Raw genomic sequence first — 22,214 nt, forward strand, 5'->3', positions numbered from 1 at the left:
ATTCCTCCATAATATGGTACCTTACAAATTCATCTGATGAATTTGTACTTATTGGGTCAAGTATATCTACGAGATACACCTGACCACTGATACACATTATTTTAAGTATTCGTTATCTCCATAAATGGAATAGTTTTTTGGGTTAGTATAATGAAATTATTTTTTCGACTTCATCTATTAAATAGTTGTTAACTCTAAGATTGTTTTTACGGCTTCGTTCGGACTAGTTAAAACAGGAAGTCCTATTTTTTCTGTTTGCTCTTTTGCAGATGCCTGTGTAATTTGCGCTAGAACGATGACCTCACAGCCTCTATTTTTTAATTGCTCTGCTGCAAGAGCATTCAAACGATTATGTTCTTCTACATTCCCAGCTTTCAGTTTTGTCATTGCCTCTGTATTTATTTCTGTCTCTACCTCAATTTCCTTACCGAATTCTTTGGCTATTTTTTCCAATTGGGCTTTTGTAGCTGGACCAGATGGTGCATTCGTTGCAACAACACCTATCTTCTTATAGTCTTTAACAGCTTTTTCTAACATAGGCCCATCCACCGCTAATATCGGAACCTTTATGAATGGCTTAACAGTATCAACAACAGGTGTTAAAACAGTACATGCTACAATAATGGCATCAACATTTGCTTCTTGTGCCGTAGTAGCCATATTGACAAAATCTCGAAATATTTTATCATCAATACCTTTGATTTGATTGGCATAGTATTGAAGATGTTCATCAACAAAATTGAGAACGGTTACATCAGGAGCCAGTTCTTTAAAAGCATCATTTAATGGTGGCACCGCATTACATGTTGCATGGATAATACCAATTTTCAATTTGTTCTCTCCTTATATAACTTAATAGAAAAGTAGATAAACTTATTTCCCAAAAAATGAAAAACATAGAATCTATACTTTTACTCCACTTGTTTTCTTTGAGAATATTCCTTCCTTATCGATATCAATCATGTATTAAGCATGGTTATCACTGAAGTGAAGGAATCCAAGTAGACATAGCAGGTACGTATGTGATTATTACAAGGTCAACAAGTAAAACAAATAAAAAGATCAATACAGGCGGTATGATTTCCGCTAACCGTATTCTAGCAATCTGACAGGCAACGAACAGATTAACTGCTAATGGAGGGGTAATCATCCCAATAGCAAAGTTCACAGTCATAATAATACCGAAATGAACCGGGTCAACCCCAAATTGCATAGCAACTGGAACTAAAATAGGAGCCAAAATAATAATAGCCGCAAGCGCTTCCATAAACATACCAGTGATGAGTATCATGATATTCACAATAATCAGGAATACAATAGCACTCTCAGTGATGTTTAACATAAAATCAGCTATCATATGGGGCACGCGATTAATAGTCAAAATATGTCCAAAAACGGTAGAAAACGCTACAATTAATAATATAATTCCCGATGTAATAGCGGACTCAGCAAAAATATTCATTAATTTTTTGAACGTTAACTCTTTGTGTACGACAAAACCAATAAAAATACCGTAAACAACAGCCACTACTGCTGCCTCTGTAGGTGTGAAATAACCGGAATAAATTCCCCCAAGAATAATTAAAGGCATGATAAGAGTCCATATCGCACTCTTAAAGGTAAGCCATGCTTGTCTCAACCATTGTCCCTTGGCTATACCTTCACCTTCATCATATCCTTTTCTTTTAACCACAATAATGACAGTCGCTAGCATCGATAAAGCAACAAAGATGCCAGGGAGAATTCCAGCTAAAAACAAATCCCCAATGGACACGTTAGCTGCTAGGCCATACATAATCAGGGCAAGCGATGGTGGTAGAATAACACCAAGTTCCCCCGAGGATGCTATTACCGCAGCCGCAAATGGTTTGGGGTATCCTTTTTTGGTCATATTAGGTATAGTTATCGAACCAATTGCTGCTGTAGTAGCTGCTGATGATCCAGACATGGTAGAAAAAAACATGGTACCTAATACAGTGGCAGCTGCGATCCCGCCCTTAAACCACCCAACAAGTACATTAGCAAAACTCATTAATCGCTTGGCTATACCTCCTCCTTGCATAATATTTCCTGCTAAAATAAAGAATGGAACGGCCATTAGAGAAAAGCTATTTATACCTGAAAATGCTCTTTGGACAACGATTCCTAGAGGCACTCCTCCTATTTCTAAAACAAGCAAGGATGAAAATCCAAGAGCCACAGCAATCGGGGCACTAATTAAAATTAATACACCCATAAAAATAAATAAGTATACTATCATCTTTGAAGCCTCCTACTAACGCTTAATTTTCTTTTATATCATCTAAATATTTTTCTTCGTCAACAGTAGACAAATAGCGAATGTCTTTTTTAGTTACATGGGCTTCAATGAATAAAGCAATTATATTCAGTATCATTACAAATGATCCGACTGGAATTGCTAAATAGGTTACCGCCATAGGAATTCTCATAACAGGAGACATCTGCCCCATTCCTTGTATGACATATTGATAGCCTAAGATAAATAAAAACATAAAGAAGGAAGCGGTCAATAGTAAGGAAACAACTTTTATTGTTTTTCCTATAGCCCCAGGAAGTGCATTTACAAAAGGATCCACTTGAATCATACTATCTCTACGCATGGCTAAAGCCCCTCCAAGAAAAACAGCCCATATCATAAGGTATCTTGAGAGTTCTTCTGTCCAAGGTACAGAAATATTAAGATCAAAACTTGTAAAAACAAATCGTACTATTACCTGTAAAGCTATAAAAACAGTCATCAGTAAAAATGCTATTGCTACTAACACTTCAAAAAACTTATTTATTCTGTCTATCCACTTTAAAAAAAACATATTTTTACCTCCTTATTCAAATTTTCAAAACCCAATTTGAATCATTGATATTTCGTCAAAAAGTTATCACTTTCATGAATCTATATAATCCGAGCTATAGACAATATAGTCTTATTTATTTAGTAGATAACTAATGGAAACAATATGGAATCCCGATACCAACCGAGATTCCACATAATTTTACAACCTTACCATTAATTATTAGTAGGTTATTTTAAATTTTCCTTTTCCTTTTGGAAGGTATCAAACAATTTTTGTCCATTCGGAATGCTTCCTATAATTTTCGATTGTACGCCTTTCGTTGCTTCTTTTAACGAATCTAAATCTGGCTCTACAACTTCTATACCTTTTGCTTTCATTTCTTCTAAGTATTGTGCTCTCTGTCTCTTAAATTCTTCCGGTGCAAAATCTGAAGCTTCATTAAAAGCTTCCTGAACGATAGTTTGTTGCTCGGGAGTTAATCCATCCCAAACATCTTTTGACATGATAGCAACAATAGCAATATAGTTCATTTGAGTTAGACTGAAGTAATCAGATACTTCCATGAACTTATCCATTACAAATTGGTCAGCAGAAGTATCTCCTCCATCAATCACTCCTTGCTGTAAAGAAGTATACAATTCAGAGTAAGCCATTGGTGTTGGCTGGGCCTTTACTGCCTTATATGTTTCAACATAACCCGGAGCCTCAATAATACGAATCTTAAGCCCAGCTAAATCTTTTGCTGTATGAATAGGTTTATTTGCAAAGACGTTTCTATCTACAGTTTCGGAATATCCTAATCCAATTAGACCTTTTTCAGGAAGCAATTCTAACAGTTGAGTTCCCGCATCAGATCTTAATACTTGATTTGCTTCATCCAAACTGTCAAATAGAAATGGTAAATCAATAATTCCAAATTCCGGTGCAAGATTTGCAAGAGTTGATGATGATGTAAAAACAATGTCCTGATTTCCGGATTGCGCAGCTTCTTGCATTTGTACTTCCCCACCTAGTTGTGATTGAGGGAAAATATTGATTGTCATTTTACCGTCAGATTTTTCTTCTAATGCCTCTTTAAATTTGTGTAATATTTCATCTCTAGCACTACCTGGTGATAGCGTATGACCTGCATTGAATTCGATAACTTTATCTCCGTCAGAAGACTTTGAAGCTTTTGTGTCTCCACAACCAGCAAGAATTACTCCTAAAGTAAGTATTGAAATTAATAAAAATAGTATTTTTTTATTTAACATGTCTTGCACCCCTTATTAGTAGTTTCATATAATTTTTTTAAAAAAAGTTAACTTAGCGTCTTATCGTATTACTGTCCCTTGGATCCAAGTTTATTGGATTTATTCAAGCGCCTATAGTTCAACCTCATCAAAGTGTACTTCAACATTCGCATCCATTTTTGGTGGTCGAAGTTGTGAGGTAAGCCCCCCGTCAACAACTAGTACATGCCCTGTAATATAGGAAGCTTCTGGTGAAGCCAAGAAATGAACAGCTTGACCTACATCTTGTGGGGTCCCTAACCTCCCTAGTGGGATTACATCTGCAGGAGATGTTTCTTCCCCGACAGAAGTACGGCTTTCAACTTCCATAGCTCCTGGCATCACAGCATTAACACGGATTTTTCGTGGAGCAAGGTCAAGTGCCATTGCTCGAGTAGCAGCCTCAATCGCACCCTTTGTTGCATCATAAGCTACGCGGTTTCGATGAGCTTTTGTTGCCCCTCCTGAACTCATATTAATAATTACTCCTCCATCGCCTTGGCGAACCATGGATTTGGCAGCCTCCTGACTGCAGTAGTAAAGGCCATAGAGATGCACTTTCATAAGGTTATCCCACATTACATAGTCCGTTTTAAGAAAGTGTCGTTCCGAATTAGGCCCGTGGGCGATGCCCGCATTGTTAACTAGTACATCAACGCCACCATGGAACTGATGAGATTGCTCAAATAGATTTTTCACATCATCAATAGACGACACATCGGTATATACGAAGAGTGCATTTCCTCCTAAGTCGTTGATCTCTCTCGCGCATCTCTCACCGGCATCCGAGTCTACATCAGCAATGACTACTGAGGCACCTGACTTAGCGAAAGCTAGTGAAATACCCCGTCCAAGTCCCTTTGAGCCACCTGTTACGATAACCCGTTGCTTTTGTCTGTTACTCAATTGAATTCACACTCCATTTTCTTCTGTAATTAATGTGTTTGGTTAGGTTTTTATTTAAAGTCTATTAATCTACCAATTTGACGTCGGTGAGATCTTCCAGATTATCAGAAAACCAACATTGCAATTCAGCTTCTCTTTTTTGAAGATATACTGGCTTCCCATCAACAAGTTTCATAGGAATATCGTGCCCAGGTACCATGATGTTGTCTTTCTTCTTCTCCATAAATTCCATAAATAATCAATGGAATCCAGGCTATCTGATAGACTTAATGTCATATCTACATTGCGGGATAAAAGTTCTGCCCTATTTTTTGCTGCATCCCCACTGAAAATTATATCGAAATCACCATTGTCTACACTGTAAGCTAAATGCCCCGGTGTATGGCCCTTCGTTTGATGAGCAACAATTCCTGGAACAATTTCTTCTAAATGGCCAACTAACCTTTTTTGCGGAGAACGATCTAATTCCTTAATATATAGTTCTGGCACATCTGAATGTCCGGTTGGTTCGTTTAATGCCCAATTCATATCCACTTCACCCACAACAATAGTGGCATTAGGGAACAAATTCCAGTTCACACTATGATCCCAATGAGTATGGGTCAACAAAACCATCGTTATGTCATTTGGCGTTAATCCTTTTTCATGAAGTTTTTGAAATAGAAGTTTCCTGACACCAAAACTACCAACATCAATAATGATATTTTGGTCATTCTGGGACAACAGGGCTATCGAACTCCAACCAAGTCCTCCATGGGTTGGGGACTTACCAGGAAACCCTTGGACAAATATGTCGTACTCAAACAATATTATCCCTACTTTCACTTTAGTATTAATAATTCTCATGTAGCAACAAACTTCCATTTTCGATACACACCAATGTTACGTAGGATCAACTCAATTTTATTGAAATCGTTTTCAATATACTCAATAGAAGATGAGCACCAAATATATTTTATTTCCCTTGGTGTGTAAGTACTTCACGATTTATTAGTGATGGTGGAACCTCCCCATTCAACCCCATGATCAAATTTTTCACTGCCAGCTTCGCCATTTGATATCTTGTATCCCTAGTTGCTGAGCCGACGTGAGGGAGTGTAACAACATTGTCTAAACTTAATAGGGGACTGTCTTTTGAAATTGGCTCTTTCTCATAGACATCAAGCCCTGCCGCTAAAATTTCTTTGTTTTTTAATGAAGAAATTAATGCTTGTTCATCTACTACCTCACCACGGGAGCCATTGATAAATATTGCTGATTTTTTCATTAAGTTAAATTCCGACTCTCCAATAAGTTTATAGGTTGAATCAGATAGTGGTACCAATACTATACAAAATCAGATTCTCCAAGAAGATGATTTAGTGATACATTTTTTGCGTGTAGTTTTTCATCAGCAAAAGCATTGTTTGAACGATTATTGTAAAGTATATCCATTTTAAATCCATAGTGGGCAATTTCAGCTACCGCTGTCCCGATTCTTCCCATTCCAATAATCCCCAAGGTTTTGTGATGAACATCTACTCCAAATAATTCTTCACCAATATTTTTCTCATTCCATTGTCCAGACCTTACATAATTATGTAGCTCAGGAATTCGTCTAGCTGTAGATAATATTAATCCAAACATAGTATCGGCAACCGTATCTGTTAATACATCAGGTGTATTTGTTGCCATAATCCCACGTTCAGCAAGGGCATTTAAATCTAAATTGTCATACCCCGCCGAAATGTTAGTTACTATTTTTAAATTCGGTGCTTTTTTTAGTAAAGTACGGTCTATACTTAACTTGTTACCTATTAACCCCTCTGCACTTTCTAAATCCTTATAAAACTCAGGGGTCATTTCAGAAGCAAACAAATGATACTTCACTTCAAATTGTTCTTTTAAGATTTGTAAAAGATCATCTGCTATTGCTCTATATAAAATAACCTTTTTTTTCATAGTTCCCTCCTAACCCCTTAGATAGTAAGCGTTTTCAAGTCTTGTAAAAAAAGAGAGTAAGGTTACCTACTGCATATACCCTCTAAACTAATCGCCCTTTGAAATCGATTTCAATCCTGGTAAAAAAAATAAGTAACAGAGTACAGAAGTTATATTACTTCAATAATTACTTGTAAATCCAAAGGGCATTTCTTTGTGATACTGCATTTAGTAAATATTAAATGTTGAAATTATATTACCTAAATGGAATATTTTGATACCCAGAATATACATCATATGAATTATTAAGTCAACTGATGTTTTAAATTTTTAGATTTCTATCACCAATAAAAGGTTGTTTAGCAGTCTATTATTCTTACTTTTAAGATGAGAATGAAATAAATTTTATCTCCGTCATTTCTTCCGTAGAATATTTTATACCTTCTTTACCTGTACCACTATTTTTCACACCGCCATATGGCATATGATCCACTCTAAAAGTAGGTACATCATTTACATTAATACCACCGGATTCAATTTCTTTTACTGCTTTTAGTGCCGTTTGGATAGAATCTGTAAAAATACCAGCCTGTAGCCCGTATTGGGAGTTGTTTGCATCTTTAATCGCCTCATCAATATCTTTAAATTTATTAACAAACACAACTGGAGCAAATGCCTCTAATGTACATAAAGATACATGATGGGGTACATTTGTTAAAATAGTAGGCGAGAGTATAGTTTCATTGAATAAATCGCCACCCAAAACCTTTGTTGCTCCTTCACTTTCTGCTTCTTCAATCCATTCCTGTATTCTTGTAATTTCATTTGGATGAATTAAAGCTGAAATATCTGTGCCTTCATTTAACGGATCTCCGATTTTCAATGTTTGTGCTACTTGGGTAAACTTTTCTAAGAAGGCATCGTATATATCTTCATGAACATAAATTCGTTGAACAGAGATACATACTTGTCCAGAATAAGCAAATGATCCCATAACACATTTGTTGACCGCTCTATCTAAATCTTGAACTTTATCAATAATAACGGGTGAATTGGAACCTAATTCTAATGTAACCCGTTTTAATCCTGCTAATTTCTTAATTCTCTGTCCGACTTCTAAACTACCTGTAAAGGTTACCATCTTAACTCTTTCATCTGTTACTAGTAAATCCCCTATAACTGCCCCACTACCTGTAATGACATTAAGTACACCCTTCGGTAATCCAGCTTTTTCGAATAACTCAGCAATAAACAAAGAGCTTAATGGTGTTTGACTAGCTGGTTTTAAAACAATTGTATTCCCTGCTGCAATGGCAGGACCAAGTTTATGTGCAGCTAAATTATAAGGAAAATTAAATGGCGTAATTGCTGCAATAACCCCTAATGGTTCTCTAACGGTAAATCCAAATTTTTCTTCAGAACCGATAGCCGCATCCATTGGAATAGTTTCTCCATATAGTCTCTTGGCCTCTTCTGAAGCAAATCGATATGTCTGTACTGTTCTACCAATTTCTGCCCTTGCAGCTTTAATAGGCTTGGCATTTTCTAAACACTAGTATTCTAACAGCTTCCTCAAGATTCTCTTCTAATAGAGTGGCTACTCGTAATAGGATATCAGCTCTTTCATGGGCAGGCATAGTTCTCATCACATGTACATTTTCACTCGCAGCACGAATAGCCTCTTCCACGTGAGTCTTGTCTGCTAATGGTACTTCAGCGATAACTTCTTGACTATAAGGGGAGCGCAACTCATAATATTCACTTGTCTCCACCCAGTTGCCACCAATATATAGCTTTTTTTTCATCTATTTCATCCTCCCTTAGTTTAATGTTCCATCATAAGCATTTTGGTAAATCTCATGAATAGACTCCATGTTTAATTTAAACGGTGTATTGTCCAGTAAACGACTCACTTTCGATGCTTCAATTGCTAGATTCCTAAGATCATCTTCAACCACATGTAATTCTTTTAAGCTTTTTGGTAGATTTAAAGCTTCTAATAACCCGTACAGATAATCAACAACGGCATTTTGCGCTTGATGTGGCTCATCTCTAAAGTCTCCTAAATGTAAGAAGTCTGCAATTTGTACCATTTCATCGATACATGTTTTTCCTGTTACGTTAAATACATAAGGTAGCAACAATGCATTTGCTACTCCATGAGCAATGTTATACTTTCCACCAAGTGGATAAGCCAAAGCATGAACTGCACCAACCCCTGCATTAGCAAGCGATACTCCCGCTAAGAAACTAACCCAACTCATTTCCTCTCTTGCATCTAGGTCACTTCCATTAAAAACAACTTTAGAAATATTTTTGGAGAATCGTTTCATCGCAGCTTCAGCATACATTTTCGTTAAAGGAGTAGCTTTCTTAGAAACATAAGATTCAATGGCATGTGTAAAGGCATCTACTCCCGATGCAGCACTTACCATTGGCGGACAACTTACAGTTAGTACCGGGTCTATAATTGCAATATCAGGCAAATAATATGGACTTACAATCCCCCTTTTTACATCATTTTTATGGTCCCCAAATATGGCATTCATGGTAACTTCTGACCCTGTACCTGAAGTCGTAGGAACTAAAATACAGGTTACCCCTTTTGCTTCAGGAACCGCTTCTCCAGCTAAGATCTTCTCAACAATAATAGGCTCCTTATTAACTAATGCTGCAGAGGCTTTGGCGACATCTAATGCACTGCCACCACCTAGTCCAATCACAAGATCACCATGATGTTTCTGTATGAAATCAATGGCTTCTTGAACAATTTCAAAATCTGGTTCACCAACAATATTTGTGAATTCTTCAATTGGGATATTATGAATACTTAACTCATTAATAACCTCTTCAACTACTCCAGCATTCTTTAAACCCTTATCACTTACAAAAATAATTTTGGTAGGATTTAGATTTCTAATATCTTCATGAATCGAAAAAAAAAGAATTGCGACCAATTTTTACATTTTCAGGCATTCTAAAATCGTGAGTTTTTGCTACTGTTTTATAATTTAATGCTCCTATCATTGTCATCACTCCTATTAATCTAATTTTGGATTACCAAACTGTCCATCCACCATCAACCATTACTGTATGACCTGTTACCATATCAGAAGACGATGAAGATAGATAAATTACAGCTCCGAATAAATCTTCTATTTTCCCTAATCTCCCCAGTGGAATTCTGTTTAAAACTTCTTCTAGGAACGCCTTGTCTTCAAACATCGGTTTTGTCATTGGAGTCTCTATAAATGTCGGTGCAATCGAATTCACATTGATATTATATTTTGACCATTCGATTGCTAAACTTTTAGTAAGTTGTAATAATCCACCTTTACTGGAACTATAAGCAGCTCGTTTATAATAACCGACAAAGGCCATCTGCGAAGACATATTGATGATTTTACCCTCATTATTTGGAATCATATATTTAGCTACTGTTTTACATAGAAAGAAAACACTTTTCAGATTAATGTCTAATACTTTATCCCAGTCTTCCTCCGTTACTTCTAAAGCAGGTTTAGGAATATTAATACCAGCATTATTTACTAATATATCGATTTTCCCGAAATGCGTATGGATTTTTTTTATTTTATCTTCCATCTCATTAATATTTAGTAAGTCCATTGGAACACTGAGTGCTTTTCTTCCATGTTTCTCGATTTCACGAGCAACTTCATTTAAATCCTCTTCATTTCTAGCAATCAAAGCTATGTCTGCTCCAGCTTTAGCTAAAGATATGGCTACCTCTTTACCTATACCTCTACTCGAACCAGTGACAATGGCAACTTTACCATTTAATCCAAATAGTTCTGTAAGAAATTCCATTCTCCACTTTCCTTTCTTTCTTGTTTACTCATTTCACAAAAACTAATAAACCAGTTTGTTAGGTTGTTTTTCTAGTGATCAACTTGGGCGATATTACCACATCTTCAGGAGTCTCTTTTAGATTCTTTTCAATCAAAAGTATCAATGTATTCAATGCTAATTCCGCCATTTTACTTTTCTGCTGAGAGATTGTTGTTAATCCAATATAGGGATTACTAGAAACCTGGATATTATCGAAACCTATTACAGCAACATCATTTGGAACCCTGAAATTATTCTTTTCGATAGCATCTAAAACTGTAATAGCAATCTGATCCGTTGAAGCAACAATTGCTGTCGGTCTATCTGGTTTACTAAGAATTCTTGTTACAAAATTTTGGATATAATCATTTGTGGGTTTTCCTTTTAAGATCAATTCTTCATCGATGGTTAGACCGAATTCGTTTATAGATTCATAATATCCTAAGTAGCGATCGTAATAAGTAGAGTATTCAAATGGTCCTCCAATAAATGCTATCCTGGAATGACCCTTTTGAATTAGGTGACTAATGGTCATTTTAGAACCTTTTTTATTATCCATCGTGACAGAGAAAAAATTTGATTTCTCTGGTTTTCGATTAAAATACACTACTGGAATACTCTCACCTACTAATTCCTCAAAGTTCTGATCGTACCTACTCACTGAACCAACAATGATACCTGATAAATTTCTACTCAATAAAAACTTCAACGTTTTCTTTAAGTCTTCTTCTCCACTAGTGTCATAGATAAGAATTTCATAACCTAATTGCCTAGCTTTCAATATGATTACCTTGGAAGTTTCTGAGAAAAAGGGATTTGAAATATCGTCAACTACTAAGCCAATTGTCTTTGATTTGTTTGTTATCAAACTTCTGGCAATCTCATTAGGCTCAAAATTAAGTTCCTTAATTGCTTCTTCTACCTTTTGTCTTTTGTCTGGCTTAATATGGAGATAATTATTAAGGACCCGTGAAACAGTTGAAGGCGAAACCCCTGCATACTTCGCTACGTCCTTGATTGTCACTTTATTTTTCATTTGTTGGATATATTCCTCCTTCTTTGAAAACGATTTCAATTATTTTTGTAAAAAAAATAATATAATAGCTCCTGATTTCCACTTTATTATCTCTCACATTGAAAACGATTTCAATAATATTTGTATAAAAAATCTTCAAATGAATAGGTTCGCTGTTTGAAGATTATTGCTACCTCCTAATTTTCCCTTATGACATATCCCACGCCCAGCGGCCCTTCTACAACATTTAATGCGACAACTTCTGAATTATTTACTATGTATTCATCCCAAATACAGGAATTAAATAAAAAGGATTCCAATTATAGCACGAAGCCGATTGCACCTGTGTTTAACGATTTATTACGCTTTTGTTACTTTATCTTGGGAACCCCCTTTCTTATATGGATAGTAATAGCACGTATTTGTTGTTTATTGTACATGTGCGTTCAGCATTTAGCAATCTTAGTGGGATAATTCTATAATCTTTCATTTTTAAATGTGTTAATAAAAATTATTGGGAGGCAGAAATAAAAAAAGCCTATGGATCAATTGAATTAGGGGCATAAAGCAAACGAACATCACTTTTTTTATTATTTCCATCCTATCAACGGTGGAATTGAAGCTAATATTTATGTCGTTTTGCCGGTTCATACCTATGACTATTTTTAGCAAAACAGCGACCCATTCCCTCTTAAAAAGGAAATAAATCGCTGTTTTCATTCGACTTTATTTACTCACTTCACCGTCACATCATCCAACATATAAACACCCGACGGATGGATCCAGAATCCTTGAACATTTTTCCCGATTGCTGAGATATATTCACTATTCCTAAAGAAAATCATCGGTGCGTCGTTCATTTCTATTTCTTGTGCTTCTGCGTAAATGGCGAGGCGTTTTTCAGGATCTGTTTCTTGGCGTCCTTTGTTGATCAGATCATCGACCTTAGGGTTGCTGTAAAATGCGCGGTTCCCTGTATTGCCATGGGCAGCGGAATGGAACAGGAAGTATTGGTTGTAATCCGCGTCGCCGGTCATGTTGGACCAGCCTAAGATGAACATGTCGTGTTCCCCTTTTCCAGTGCCTTCGAGGTAGGCGCCCCATTCCACAACTTTAATCTCAAGGTCTATGCCAAGCCCTTTCAGTTGGGACTGGACGACTTCTGCGACGTCCATTCTTGCTTTGTTGTCGTTTGTCCAGATTGTTGTTTTGAATCCATCTTTATAGCCTGCTTCGGCCATCAATGCTTTTGCTTTTTCAAGGTCGTATGAATAGCCTTTCAGCTTGTCATTGAATCCCCAAATGGCTGGTCCCATTGTTGAGGTGGCCAATGTGCCGACGTTATTATAGACGCCTGAAATGATTGATTCCGTGTCGATGGCGTAGCTGATTGCCTGTCTCACTTTGACATTGTTGAATGGTTCCTTATTTAAGTTGAATCCGATATAGTCATTGCCTAATGAGTCACTTCGAACTAACTTCATCGAATCGCTATTCGTGATACGGTCAACTTCTGTCACTGGAACCGGGTCTGCAATGTGGGCCTCCCCGTTTCAACCATTGCCACTCGCGTTGAATCTTCCGGAATCACTTTAAATGTAATTGTTTTTAGTCCCGATTGTTTGCCCCAGTACTTATCGAATTGTTCTAACTTAATCTCTTGTCCGATTTTCCAGTTTGCCAATTTGTATGGTCCTGTACCAACTGGATTTTGCGCGATTTCTTTTCCTGAGTCAATTGCAGTTGGACTGATAATTCCTGAAGCGTAATGCGATAGGTTCGCCAACAATGGAGCATACGGATATTCAGTTATTAACTGTACTTTATGGTCGTTAATCACTTTAACTTCCGTAATCATTTCAAAAAGATTTGCGCGTGCGGATGCTGTCTTTTCATCTAATACACGTTCAATCGTTCGTTTTACAGCTTCTGCAGTAAAATCTGTGCCATCATGGAATTTAACATTTTCCCTAAGTGTAAATTCCCAAGTTAAATCGTCAAGTTTCTCCCATGATGTTGCTAACAATGGCTGAATTTCCATGTTTTTATCTTGATAGACAAGTCCTTCATAGATTCTTCCATGGTAAATATTTGCTGAAGGGATGTCCGTCCCCAAATGTGGGTCTAACTTCGTTGCGTCCGATAAAGTCGCGACAATCAGATCCTTTGTTTCGCTGGACTTTCCGCCGCCTTCGCTTTTGCCTGTGTCACCCGCATTTCCACTCATACATGCGCTTAACACCAATACAAGCCCGATAATTATGACAAGCAAACTATTCTTTTTCAATGAACTTCCTCCCTTACATTGATAATTTGCAAATCTTTAGTGGAAGTTGTTAAATTTCGATACCCATCTTCCGTAATGACGAGTAGATCTTCAATACGCACGCCACCCCAGCCCGGAATATAAATTCCTGGTTCTACTGTAATGACCATGCCCGGTTGTAAAATCGTTTGATCGGTTAAGCGTAGGGCCGGACTTTCATGGATAAATAAGCCTAATGAATGCCCTAAACTATGGCCAAAATTAGGACCGTACCCTGCGTCCGCAATGATACTTCGTCCAACATCGTCAACATCGCAGCATCTTACGCCTGGACCAATGATTTTCAAGCTTTCTTCCTGGGCTTTCCTAACAATCGAATAGATTTTTAGTTGCTTTTCAGTTGGAGGTCCCAATACAACTGTACGGGTAAAATCCGAAATGTACCCGTTAACGATTGCCCCATAATCCATTTTGAGAAAGTCCCTACTTCGAGTACTCTGTCGGTTGCCTGTCCATGGGGCAAACTGGCACGAGGACCCGAGGCGATCACGTGATTTGCCTTAATTCCTTCCGCCCCCGCTTTTTTCATGAATAATTCAAGCTCAAGCCCGATTTCTTTCTCTGTTTTTCCTGGTTCGATGAAGGTCAAAATATGTGCAAACGCCTGATCGCAAATTTCAATTCCTTTTGCGATACTTTCGATTTCTTCCTCGTCCTTAATCGAACGAATTGCATTTGTAACTTCACTGCAATCTACAAATTCAATTTGCGGGAGCCTTTCTTTCAGCTCCAAATAGATTTCGACAGGTACAGCGCCAAATTCGAGCCCCACCACTCCACGCTTCAGATGTGAAAATTGATCGCAAACTAGCTCTACCATGTTTTGTTGATGTTGCAATACGTCAAAGTCTGAAGCTTGGGCCTTGGCTTGGTCTACATAGCGAAAATCTGTAATCAGTTTTTGACTACCCGATTGGATAACTAACATCCCCGCCGTCCCACGATACTTTGAAAAGTAGTATCTGTTCTCTGGTGAATAAATGATTACCCCTTGCCACTCTCTACCTATCAACCTATCCGTCAATTTAGAGACGCTCATTCATCTTTACCAACCCCTTTTCTCTTATTTCTACCTCAATTATAGAAAAATATCAGATGGCATGTTTATAAAATATTGTTCATTGTTTACTGGATTTTTACCATTTCGCAATATTCAATTAAATATTCATCGGATTTTTGTTAAGGTAAGTTTATCGAAATTAAAGCCAAGGAGTGATCAAATGAAATCGCCAATTGGGATAACGTTAACTGAAAAAGAAGCCAAAATAAAACCAGACAAGGGAGCGACCATTTTAAGAAGACTGCTCGCCAATAAAATGTCTTTATTTGGTGGCATCGTCGTACTTTTGTACATTCTCATTGCACTATTTGCGCCAGTCATTGCCCCCTACGACCCATATGAGGTCATGCTTCAAGATAAGCTAAAACCGCCTTCATTTGAACATTTCATGGGAACCGACGACAAAGGGCGGGATGTTTTCACCAGAATTCTTTATGGCGCAAGAATTTCGTTAGGGGTCGGCTTTCTTTCTGTTTTTATCGGAGCATTTTTCGGAATTATTTTAGGCCTGATCTCAGGTTACTACGGCAAAATGATTGACACGGTCATCATGCGATTTGTCGATGTTCTATTAGCGTTTCCAGGGCTATTGTTGGCGTTGGCAATCGTAAGTGCCTTAGGACCAAACCTCATTAATGTCGTTATTGCAGTCGGAATCTTTTCCATCCCTACGTTCGCAAGGATTGTGAGAGGCTCTACGCTAGACATCAAAAAAAGCGAATACATCGATGCGGTAAAAGTATTAGGGGCTCATGATTCAACAATCATTTTTAGACATATACTGCCGAACATTCTCAGTCCGATTATCGTACAAGGGACGTTGCGATTAGCTACCTCTATCCTTTCGGTTGCCGGGCTTTCATTTTTAGGAATGGGAGCGCAGCCACCTTCACCCGAATGGGGGCAATGTTAAGCAAAGGGCGGGATTTCATCATGACAGCACCACACCTCGCGCTCTACCCCGGCATGGCAATCGCAATCATCGTATTGGCATTCAATATTTTTGGCGATGGCCTACGAGATGTGTTGGATCCTAAAATGAAACGATAAGGAGGGGATTGTATGATCATATTTATCTTAAGAAGGTTCATCCAAATCATTCCAGTACTTTTGGGCGTCAGCCTCGTTGTATTTCTCATTATGCAAATGGTACCGGGTGATCCTGCGCTCTTAATTGCAGGCGAAGGGGCCAGTGATGAGAAAATCAATAGTATTCGCAGCGAACTTGGATTGGATCGGTCCGTCATCGTCCAATACGTCGACTATGTTGGCAAGATCGTACAGGGGGATTTGGGCATTTCCCTTCGCACGGGCAGACCCGTATTGGAGGAAATCTTAGTACGGCTGCCTATAACAATCGAATTGGCATTTTGGAGTATATTAATCACGATCATCCTTGGGATTTTCATCGGCATCACGGCAGCGAATAAACAAAACTCCTTCATCGACTTGGGGCTCATGATCATTGCACTGATTGGCGTTTCCCTTCCAAGTTTTTGGCTCGGACTTCTCTTAATCATTTATTTCTCTGTCGGGTTTGGATGGTTTCCGGTCGCTGGATGGGGGACATTCAAGCATGTCGTATTGCCGTCAATTGCGCTTGGAATCGGTGGCGCAGCAATTGTAGCGAGGATGACACGTTCCAGTATGTTGGACGTTTTAAACCAAGATTATATCCGAACGGCGAAGGCCAAAGGGGTTAAGCGGAGCATTATTATTTATAAACATGCGCTAAAAAATGCACTTATTCCAGTCGTCACAGTCGTAGGGTTGCAATTCGGGGCATTGTTAGGGGAACTGTCCTCATCGAATCAGTATTTGCCATAAACGGAGTCGGCCGTCTCATCATTGACGCCATCCGGTCACGTGATATTCCGTTAGTGCAAGGGACGATTTTATTTGTTTCCGTTATTTTCGTCTTAGTCAATTTAGTCGTCGACATTTCCTATCGGATGCTCAATAAAAAGGTTGATTTGAATTAATCAAAAAGGAGGTAGGGCAATGGGTAACGAGATCGTTTTGCAAGTACGGAACTTGAAAACACATTTCTTTTCGGGTTCGCAAGTTATAAAAGCGGTAGATGGAGTGGATTTTGACTTACGGAAGGGACAAACGATCGGAATCGTCGGGGAGTCTGGAAGTGGAAAAAGCGTAACTTCCCTGTCCATCATGCGCCTTGTAGATCCAACTGCCGGAAAAGTTGTGGACGGACAAATATTGCTGCACGGAGATGACCTCCTTCAAAAGTCCGAAGAAAGCATGCGGAAAATCCGGGGGAATAAAATCTCAATGATCTTCCAAGAACCAATGACATCACTCAATCCTGTTTTTTCAGTAGGTGAACAAATCGCTGAAGCATACCGGATTCACGAAAAACTCCCTCGGAAACAAGCATGGGCAAAAGCAATTGAAATGCTAAAATTAGTCGGCATCCCTTCACCCGAAAAACGGGCAAAACAAGAGCCGCACGAATTAAGTGGAGGCATGAGGCAACGAGTATGATTGCGATGGCAATTGCTTGTAATCCCGAACTACTCATTGCCGATGAGCCTACGACAGCTCTTGATGTAACGATTCAAGCACAAATTTTATCTTTACTAAAAGAATTACAGAATAATCTTGGATTGGCTGTCATGCTCATCACCCATGATTTAGGGGTTGTAGCGGAAACTTGTGATGAAGTTGTTGTCATGTATTGTGGACAAGTTGTGGAGCATACAGACGTCGACACATTGTTCAATAATCCAAAGCATCCTTATACACAAGGCTTACTGAAAAGCATCCCAACGATCCACGAAGACGTGGACGAGCTGGAAACGATTTTAGGTACGGTACCAAGTCCGACAGACCTTCCCGTTGGGTGTAATTTTGCACCACGTTGCCCTTTCGCGAAAGAACTATGCATACAGGAAGCACCGCCTTTACTAGTGGAAAATGACGATAAAATAAGATGTTGGATGTATTCGGACAGATATGATCATTCATCACGTGAGGAGGCTATGAAAATTGACATACCTGTATGATGAAGACAACGTCCTTCTTGAAGTAAACAACTTAAAACAATACTTCCCCATAAAAGGGGGCATATTCGGAAGAACCGTCAATCATGTAAAAGCCGTGGATGGCATTAGCTTTAAAATCAACGAGGGTGAAACAGTAAGCCTTGTCGGGGAATCCGGGTGTGGGAAATCAACGACAGGCCGGTCGATTTTACGGTTGGAGATGGCTACAGATGGAGAAGTACTGTTCCGAAATTCAAATTTGTTACGAAAAAGTAAAAAAGAGATGCGTCTCATTCGAAAAGATATACAAGCCATTTTCCAAGATCCATACGCCTCACTAAATCCGAGACAAAAAATTGGGGAAACACTTGAGGAAGCAATGAGGCTTTTAAATGTTGTTCCGAAGAATGAACGAAAAGAGAGAGCAATCGAATTATTGGAGCAAGTAGGGATGCGAAAAGAACATATTGACCGGTATCCACATGAATTTAGCGGCGGACAACGCCAGCGAATTGGAATTGCACGTGCGTTGGCAGTTGAACCAAAATTAATCATTTGTGACGAAGCAGTTTCTGCCTTGGATGTTTCTGTACAGGCCCAAGTATTAAATTTGCTTAAACATCTGCAAAAAGTTTACGGTCTTACGTATTTATTCATCTCGCATGATTTGGCCGTTGTTCGCCATATATCGGACAGAATAATTGTCATGTACCTTGGAAAAATTGTTGAAACCGCATCTAAAAAAACGTTATTCGACAAACCCAATCATCCGTATACAAGGGCTTTACTGTCAGCAATCCCTGAAACAAATCGGGCATTAAAACGGGAGCGCATCATTCTTCAAGGAGATATTCCCTCCCCTATCGACCCGCCTACAGGTTGCCGCTTTCAAACAAGGTGCCCATTTGCACAGGAAATTTGTAGAACTACGGAACCACCTTTACTCGAAATCGCTACCGACCACCAATCCGCATGCCATTTTAGTTCGGACTTCATGTAAAATCGACTATCATTTTTAAGGGCAAAGATATTCATCTTTGCTCTTTTTTTATTTCGAATTATGCTATACTACTTTAAAGGTTCTAAACAATCAAACTATTACTATCTACCCACTATGTTTTTACTATACTTACCTAGCATTTGAAAGGATGAGCAAAAAATGATCATTTCATCCGAAACCTTTTCATTTCTTTCCATTATGTCCGTTTTCGTTACAATGGCGGCATTGCTCCTATTGCTAATGGTCATCTCCTTCGAGAAACAAATCTCGGACCTATCCCATGAAAAAAGGGAAATGGAACTGACAAATTCACTGCAGCAAAGTACTTATATGCAGTTGAATCAGCAAATACACCCTCATTTTCTTTTCAATACGATTTCCTTATTAATCGGTTTAGCCCGCTTAAACCGCCTTGATACGCTCATCAAGTCATTGGAATCACTTTCACTATTATTGAAATTCAAGTATCAGAATAAAGATCCACTCATCCCTTTACATAGCGAAATTGAATATACAAAATCCTATTTACGAATACAAGGTTTACGCTTTTCCAATCGCTTAACGATTGAATGGTCAATTGATGCAAGCACATTGGATTACTTAATACCCCCGTATCTCATTCAAACATTGACAGAGAACGCGTTCAAACATGGATTGGAGAAGAAAGTAGGACAACTTTTGTTACAACTTGAAACCAAAAATGAGAACGACCATTTCTCTATTACGATAACGGATAATGGGTTAGGGTTTGAACATCTCAGTCTCGAAAAAGCTATGGAGAATGGACATGGCTTACTTAACTTGAAACAACGTTTGGACTTGCTTTTTACGAACAGCTTAATGGAATTGGTAAAGGGAAGAAGCGGGGAGACATCTATTCGAATCCAAATTCCGAAGTCTCACTAAGAAAGGAATTGACGGCATTGAATATATTATGCGTGGATGATGAACCGATTGTCATCGAACAATTGGAGTTTATATTAAAACCTGCTTTTCCGTCTTGGAATCTTTTTTTAGCAAATGACAGTATACAAGCAAAGTCCTTTATGAACTCAACCTATTTACATTTGGCGTTTTTAGATATTGAAATGCCGGGTAAATCCGGGTTGGAACTTGCCAAAGATATTATCTCTAAACAACCTCATACGCAAGTGGTCATTTTATCCGCTCACCAAGACTTTTCCTTTGCACAAAAAGCCATTCAAATTGGCGTTAAAGAATATTTAACGAAGCCCATTATCGAATCTGAACTAATAGACGTTGTTTTAAAGTTAACGCCCGACACCTTTTTAAGGAACTACTCCCGTGTTGTGAATGCAGCCATTACGTACATCCAAGAAAATTACAGGAGTCGAATCTCGTTAAATGATATTGCCGAAGGGATCCATGTAAGCCCCTCGTATTTAAGCCGGAAGTTCAGTGATGAGGCTAGACGTCCATTATGAATTACTTGAATGATTATCGAATTGAAAAGGCGAAATATCTATTGACATCAACAAATGAAAATATCTCTGAAATCGCGGAACAAATCGGATTCAACAGTTTGCATTACTTTTCAACACAGTTTAAAAAGAAGGAACAGATAACCCCAAAACAATTCAGAGAGATGACGCTTTATGCAAACTAGATATTTGTCTTTCGGTATGGGATTGTTAGCGATATCTATTGTATCTAGGTGGGCGTTGGGCAATGCCATTTTTACCGCCCCATCAAGCTTCATTCCCTATGGTATAGTTGGCCCAATTAGTTTCTCGATTGCGGTTGTATTAGCATTTACACTATTAGTTCCTATTATTTTGATTGTCCGCGAAAATCATTTCAACCACTCCTTTAATTATATTTTGGAATTGAAATTGTCTACGAGTGCCCGCAGGCTATTTAACATTGTCTTATTTGTCGGCACACTTGCAAGTTTAGTCATTCTTTCATATTCCGCAGCAATTGTACTTTATGTATTCAATATCCCTTTTCCAATTGGTTGTGGATTCTTCCTATTAGCCGGTTTTTCAAGCCACTTTCTTATCCGATTGGGCTACACAGAAAAAATTGATACGATTAAGGTTGGCTTGTTGTTTCTTACCATTATTATGCTGTTAGTTAACGGATACTTTATTAAAGGAACAGAATCAGTTTATCAAGGCGTTCGCCTTTATCATCCATATATCATTTATATGGGTAAAAGTATGTTACCAACATTAATCGTCTCTTTTATGCTTGCCATTTTGGGTCATCTACTCTCGGATCGAAAAACATGGGATATTCTTTTATTCAGTGATAAAAAAAAGTTAAAAATCGGGCTATTCACTAGCGGAATTATTTTAAGTACGATTCCGCTTTCCTTTACAATGATTACACTATCTGCCATTCAAAACAGAAAGTTCGACACAACCATTACGATGTTCACAGGAATATTTACCAACTACGATAATGAAGTCATTCGTATTATGTTGACTTTGATATTTTTATTCCTATTTTTACTATCCCTCTCAAGTCAAGTAACGACACTTTTCAAGATTGCATCTGATCTTCAGGCAAAGGCAACGTACATAAAGGAAGCCATCGCGATTTTAGTCATTATCGGAGTCCCGTTTACGTTGCATTTAACCCAAATTACTCTATTGGAGTTATTTTTCGTCTTCGGAACCTTTTTTGCAGCGGTTGCGCCCGTAATACTATTGGTCTTTTTATCGAAAATAAAAATTGGAGTGCCTCCATTTATCATTGCCGGTTGCATGGCGGTATTCGGGTGGATTCTTATGGGCCTTGGACACGCGCCACTGCATATTTTAGTTTGTTTTGTTGGTACGGTGATTGTCGTGGGGGATGGTATTTGGTTGGATGGAGAAAGAGGGGCTGCCTAAAAAGTTAAAAACGGCACCAGGTTTTGGAACAGTTCCGAATTCAATGAGAACATGGTATCCTAAATCCATGGAAGAACAAAACGAGACAGATAAATACCGATTACAACAATCTGAGTTTGTAGAGATTTCAAAAGGGCACTGAGTGGCAATGCCTGTAAAATCGTTTTTGAGAGGCGCACCAATTACATTAA

The 22,214-nt window shown here is 38.2% G+C and carries 15 protein-coding genes and 8 pseudogenes; 10 read left to right on the plus strand and 13 right to left on the minus strand.

The annotated features are described in order from the left end of the window. Positions 1-177 precede the first annotated feature (177 nt). The 13 genes and pseudogenes from QNH10_RS19505 to QNH10_RS19570 form a co-directional block, all read right to left on the minus strand. Complete coding sequence (locus tag QNH10_RS19505; protein WP_283732900.1) at positions 178-831, minus strand: aspartate/glutamate racemase family protein; 654 nt, start codon at positions 829-831, stop codon at positions 178-180. Positions 832-979: 148 nt separating this feature from the next. Next, positions 980-2,260, minus strand: coding sequence for a TRAP transporter large permease (locus tag QNH10_RS19510; RefSeq protein ID WP_283732901.1), 1,281 nt, complete (start codon positions 2,258-2,260; stop codon positions 980-982). A gap of 22 nt (positions 2,261-2,282) precedes the next feature. After that, positions 2,283-2,831, minus strand: coding sequence for a TRAP transporter small permease (locus tag QNH10_RS19515; RefSeq protein WP_283732902.1), 549 nt, complete (start codon positions 2,829-2,831; stop codon positions 2,283-2,285). 209 nt (positions 2,832-3,040) lie between these two features. Continuing rightward, positions 3,041-4,066, minus strand: a complete 1,026-nt coding sequence (locus QNH10_RS19520) for a TRAP transporter substrate-binding protein (protein WP_283732903.1) — start codon at positions 4,064-4,066, stop codon at positions 3,041-3,043. 111 nt (positions 4,067-4,177) lie between these two features. Next, positions 4,178-4,990 carry an SDR family NAD(P)-dependent oxidoreductase gene (locus QNH10_RS19525; protein ID WP_283732904.1) on the minus strand — a complete coding sequence of 271 codons (813 nt, stop codon included), beginning with the start codon at positions 4,988-4,990 and terminating at the stop codon, positions 4,178-4,180. 171 nt (positions 4,991-5,161) lie between these two features. Beyond that, positions 5,162-5,797: an MBL fold metallo-hydrolase gene (locus tag QNH10_RS19530; protein ID WP_283732905.1), complete on the minus strand. Its 636-nt coding sequence runs from the start codon at positions 5,795-5,797 to the stop codon at positions 5,162-5,164. 148 nt (positions 5,798-5,945) lie between these two features. Then, a pseudogene (locus QNH10_RS19535) lies at positions 5,946-6,931 on the minus strand (2-hydroxyacid dehydrogenase). A 361-nt stretch (positions 6,932-7,292) separates the two neighbouring features. Further along, a pseudogene (locus QNH10_RS19540) lies at positions 7,293-8,715 on the minus strand (aldehyde dehydrogenase family protein). A gap of 15 nt (positions 8,716-8,730) precedes the next feature. After that, the gene (locus QNH10_RS19545; protein ID WP_283732906.1) at positions 8,731-9,867 is read right to left on the minus strand and encodes an iron-containing alcohol dehydrogenase; all 1,137 of its coding nucleotides are present in this window, start codon (positions 9,865-9,867) and stop codon (positions 8,731-8,733) included. 100 nt (positions 9,868-9,967) lie between these two features. After that, positions 9,968-10,738 carry an SDR family NAD(P)-dependent oxidoreductase gene (locus tag QNH10_RS19550; RefSeq protein WP_283732907.1) on the minus strand — a complete coding sequence of 257 codons (771 nt, stop codon included), beginning with the start codon at positions 10,736-10,738 and terminating at the stop codon, positions 9,968-9,970. 58 nt (positions 10,739-10,796) lie between these two features. Next, positions 10,797-11,795, minus strand: a complete 999-nt coding sequence (locus tag QNH10_RS19555; protein ID WP_283732908.1) for a LacI family DNA-binding transcriptional regulator — start codon at positions 11,793-11,795, stop codon at positions 10,797-10,799. 713 nt (positions 11,796-12,508) lie between these two features. After that, positions 12,509-14,061 (minus strand): annotated as a pseudogene (locus QNH10_RS19560) (glutathione ABC transporter substrate-binding protein). Beyond that, positions 14,058-15,139: pseudogene (locus QNH10_RS19570) on the minus strand (M24 family metallopeptidase). The pseudogenes QNH10_RS19560 and QNH10_RS19570 overlap by 4 nt, the downstream one beginning before the upstream one ends. Positions 15,140-15,320: 181 nt before the next feature. Between QNH10_RS19570 and nikC the strand changes: the two are divergent. From nikC to QNH10_RS19615, 10 genes and pseudogenes are all read left to right on the plus strand, one after another. Next, positions 15,321-16,210: pseudogene (nikC, locus tag QNH10_RS19575) on the plus strand (nickel transporter permease). A 12-nt stretch (positions 16,211-16,222) separates the two neighbouring features. Further along, positions 16,223-16,468: pseudogene (locus QNH10_RS21325) on the plus strand (ABC transporter permease); the annotation flags it as partial. Positions 16,469-16,522: 54 nt separating this feature from the next. Then, positions 16,523-17,142 (plus strand): annotated as a pseudogene (locus tag QNH10_RS19580) (ABC transporter permease). Positions 17,143-17,161: 19 nt separating this feature from the next. After that, a pseudogene (locus QNH10_RS19585) lies at positions 17,162-18,183 on the plus strand (ABC transporter ATP-binding protein). Continuing rightward, on the plus strand, positions 18,167-19,162 hold the full coding sequence (locus QNH10_RS19590; RefSeq protein ID WP_283732910.1) for an ABC transporter ATP-binding protein: 996 nt from the start codon (positions 18,167-18,169) through the stop codon (positions 19,160-19,162). The pseudogene QNH10_RS19585 and the gene QNH10_RS19590 overlap by 17 nt, the downstream one beginning before the upstream one ends. Before the next feature lie 159 nt (positions 19,163-19,321). Further along, entirely contained in the window at positions 19,322-20,068 is a 747-nt protein-coding gene (locus QNH10_RS19595; protein ID WP_283732911.1) for a sensor histidine kinase, read from the plus strand. A gap of 17 nt (positions 20,069-20,085) precedes the next feature. Next, positions 20,086-20,607, plus strand: a complete 522-nt coding sequence (locus QNH10_RS19600; protein WP_283732912.1) for a response regulator transcription factor — start codon at positions 20,086-20,088, stop codon at positions 20,605-20,607. Beyond that, positions 20,604-20,789 (plus strand): helix-turn-helix domain-containing protein, encoded by a 186-nt coding sequence (locus QNH10_RS19605; RefSeq protein ID WP_283732913.1) that lies wholly within the window; start codon positions 20,604-20,606, stop codon positions 20,787-20,789. Before QNH10_RS19600 ends, QNH10_RS19605 begins: the two co-directional genes overlap by 4 nt. Next, entirely contained in the window at positions 20,779-22,023 is a 1,245-nt protein-coding gene (locus QNH10_RS19610) for a hypothetical protein (RefSeq protein ID WP_283732914.1), read from the plus strand. The genes QNH10_RS19605 and QNH10_RS19610 overlap by 11 nt, the downstream gene beginning before the upstream one ends. Next, entirely contained in the window at positions 22,001-22,165 is a 165-nt protein-coding gene (locus tag QNH10_RS19615; protein ID WP_283732915.1) for a hypothetical protein, read from the plus strand. Before QNH10_RS19610 ends, QNH10_RS19615 begins: the two co-directional genes overlap by 23 nt. Positions 22,166-22,214 lie beyond the last annotated feature (49 nt).

The organism is Sporosarcina thermotolerans (genome assembly GCF_030067815.1).
Classification (GTDB): Bacteria; Bacillota; Bacilli; order Bacillales_A; family Planococcaceae; genus Sporosarcina; species Sporosarcina thermotolerans.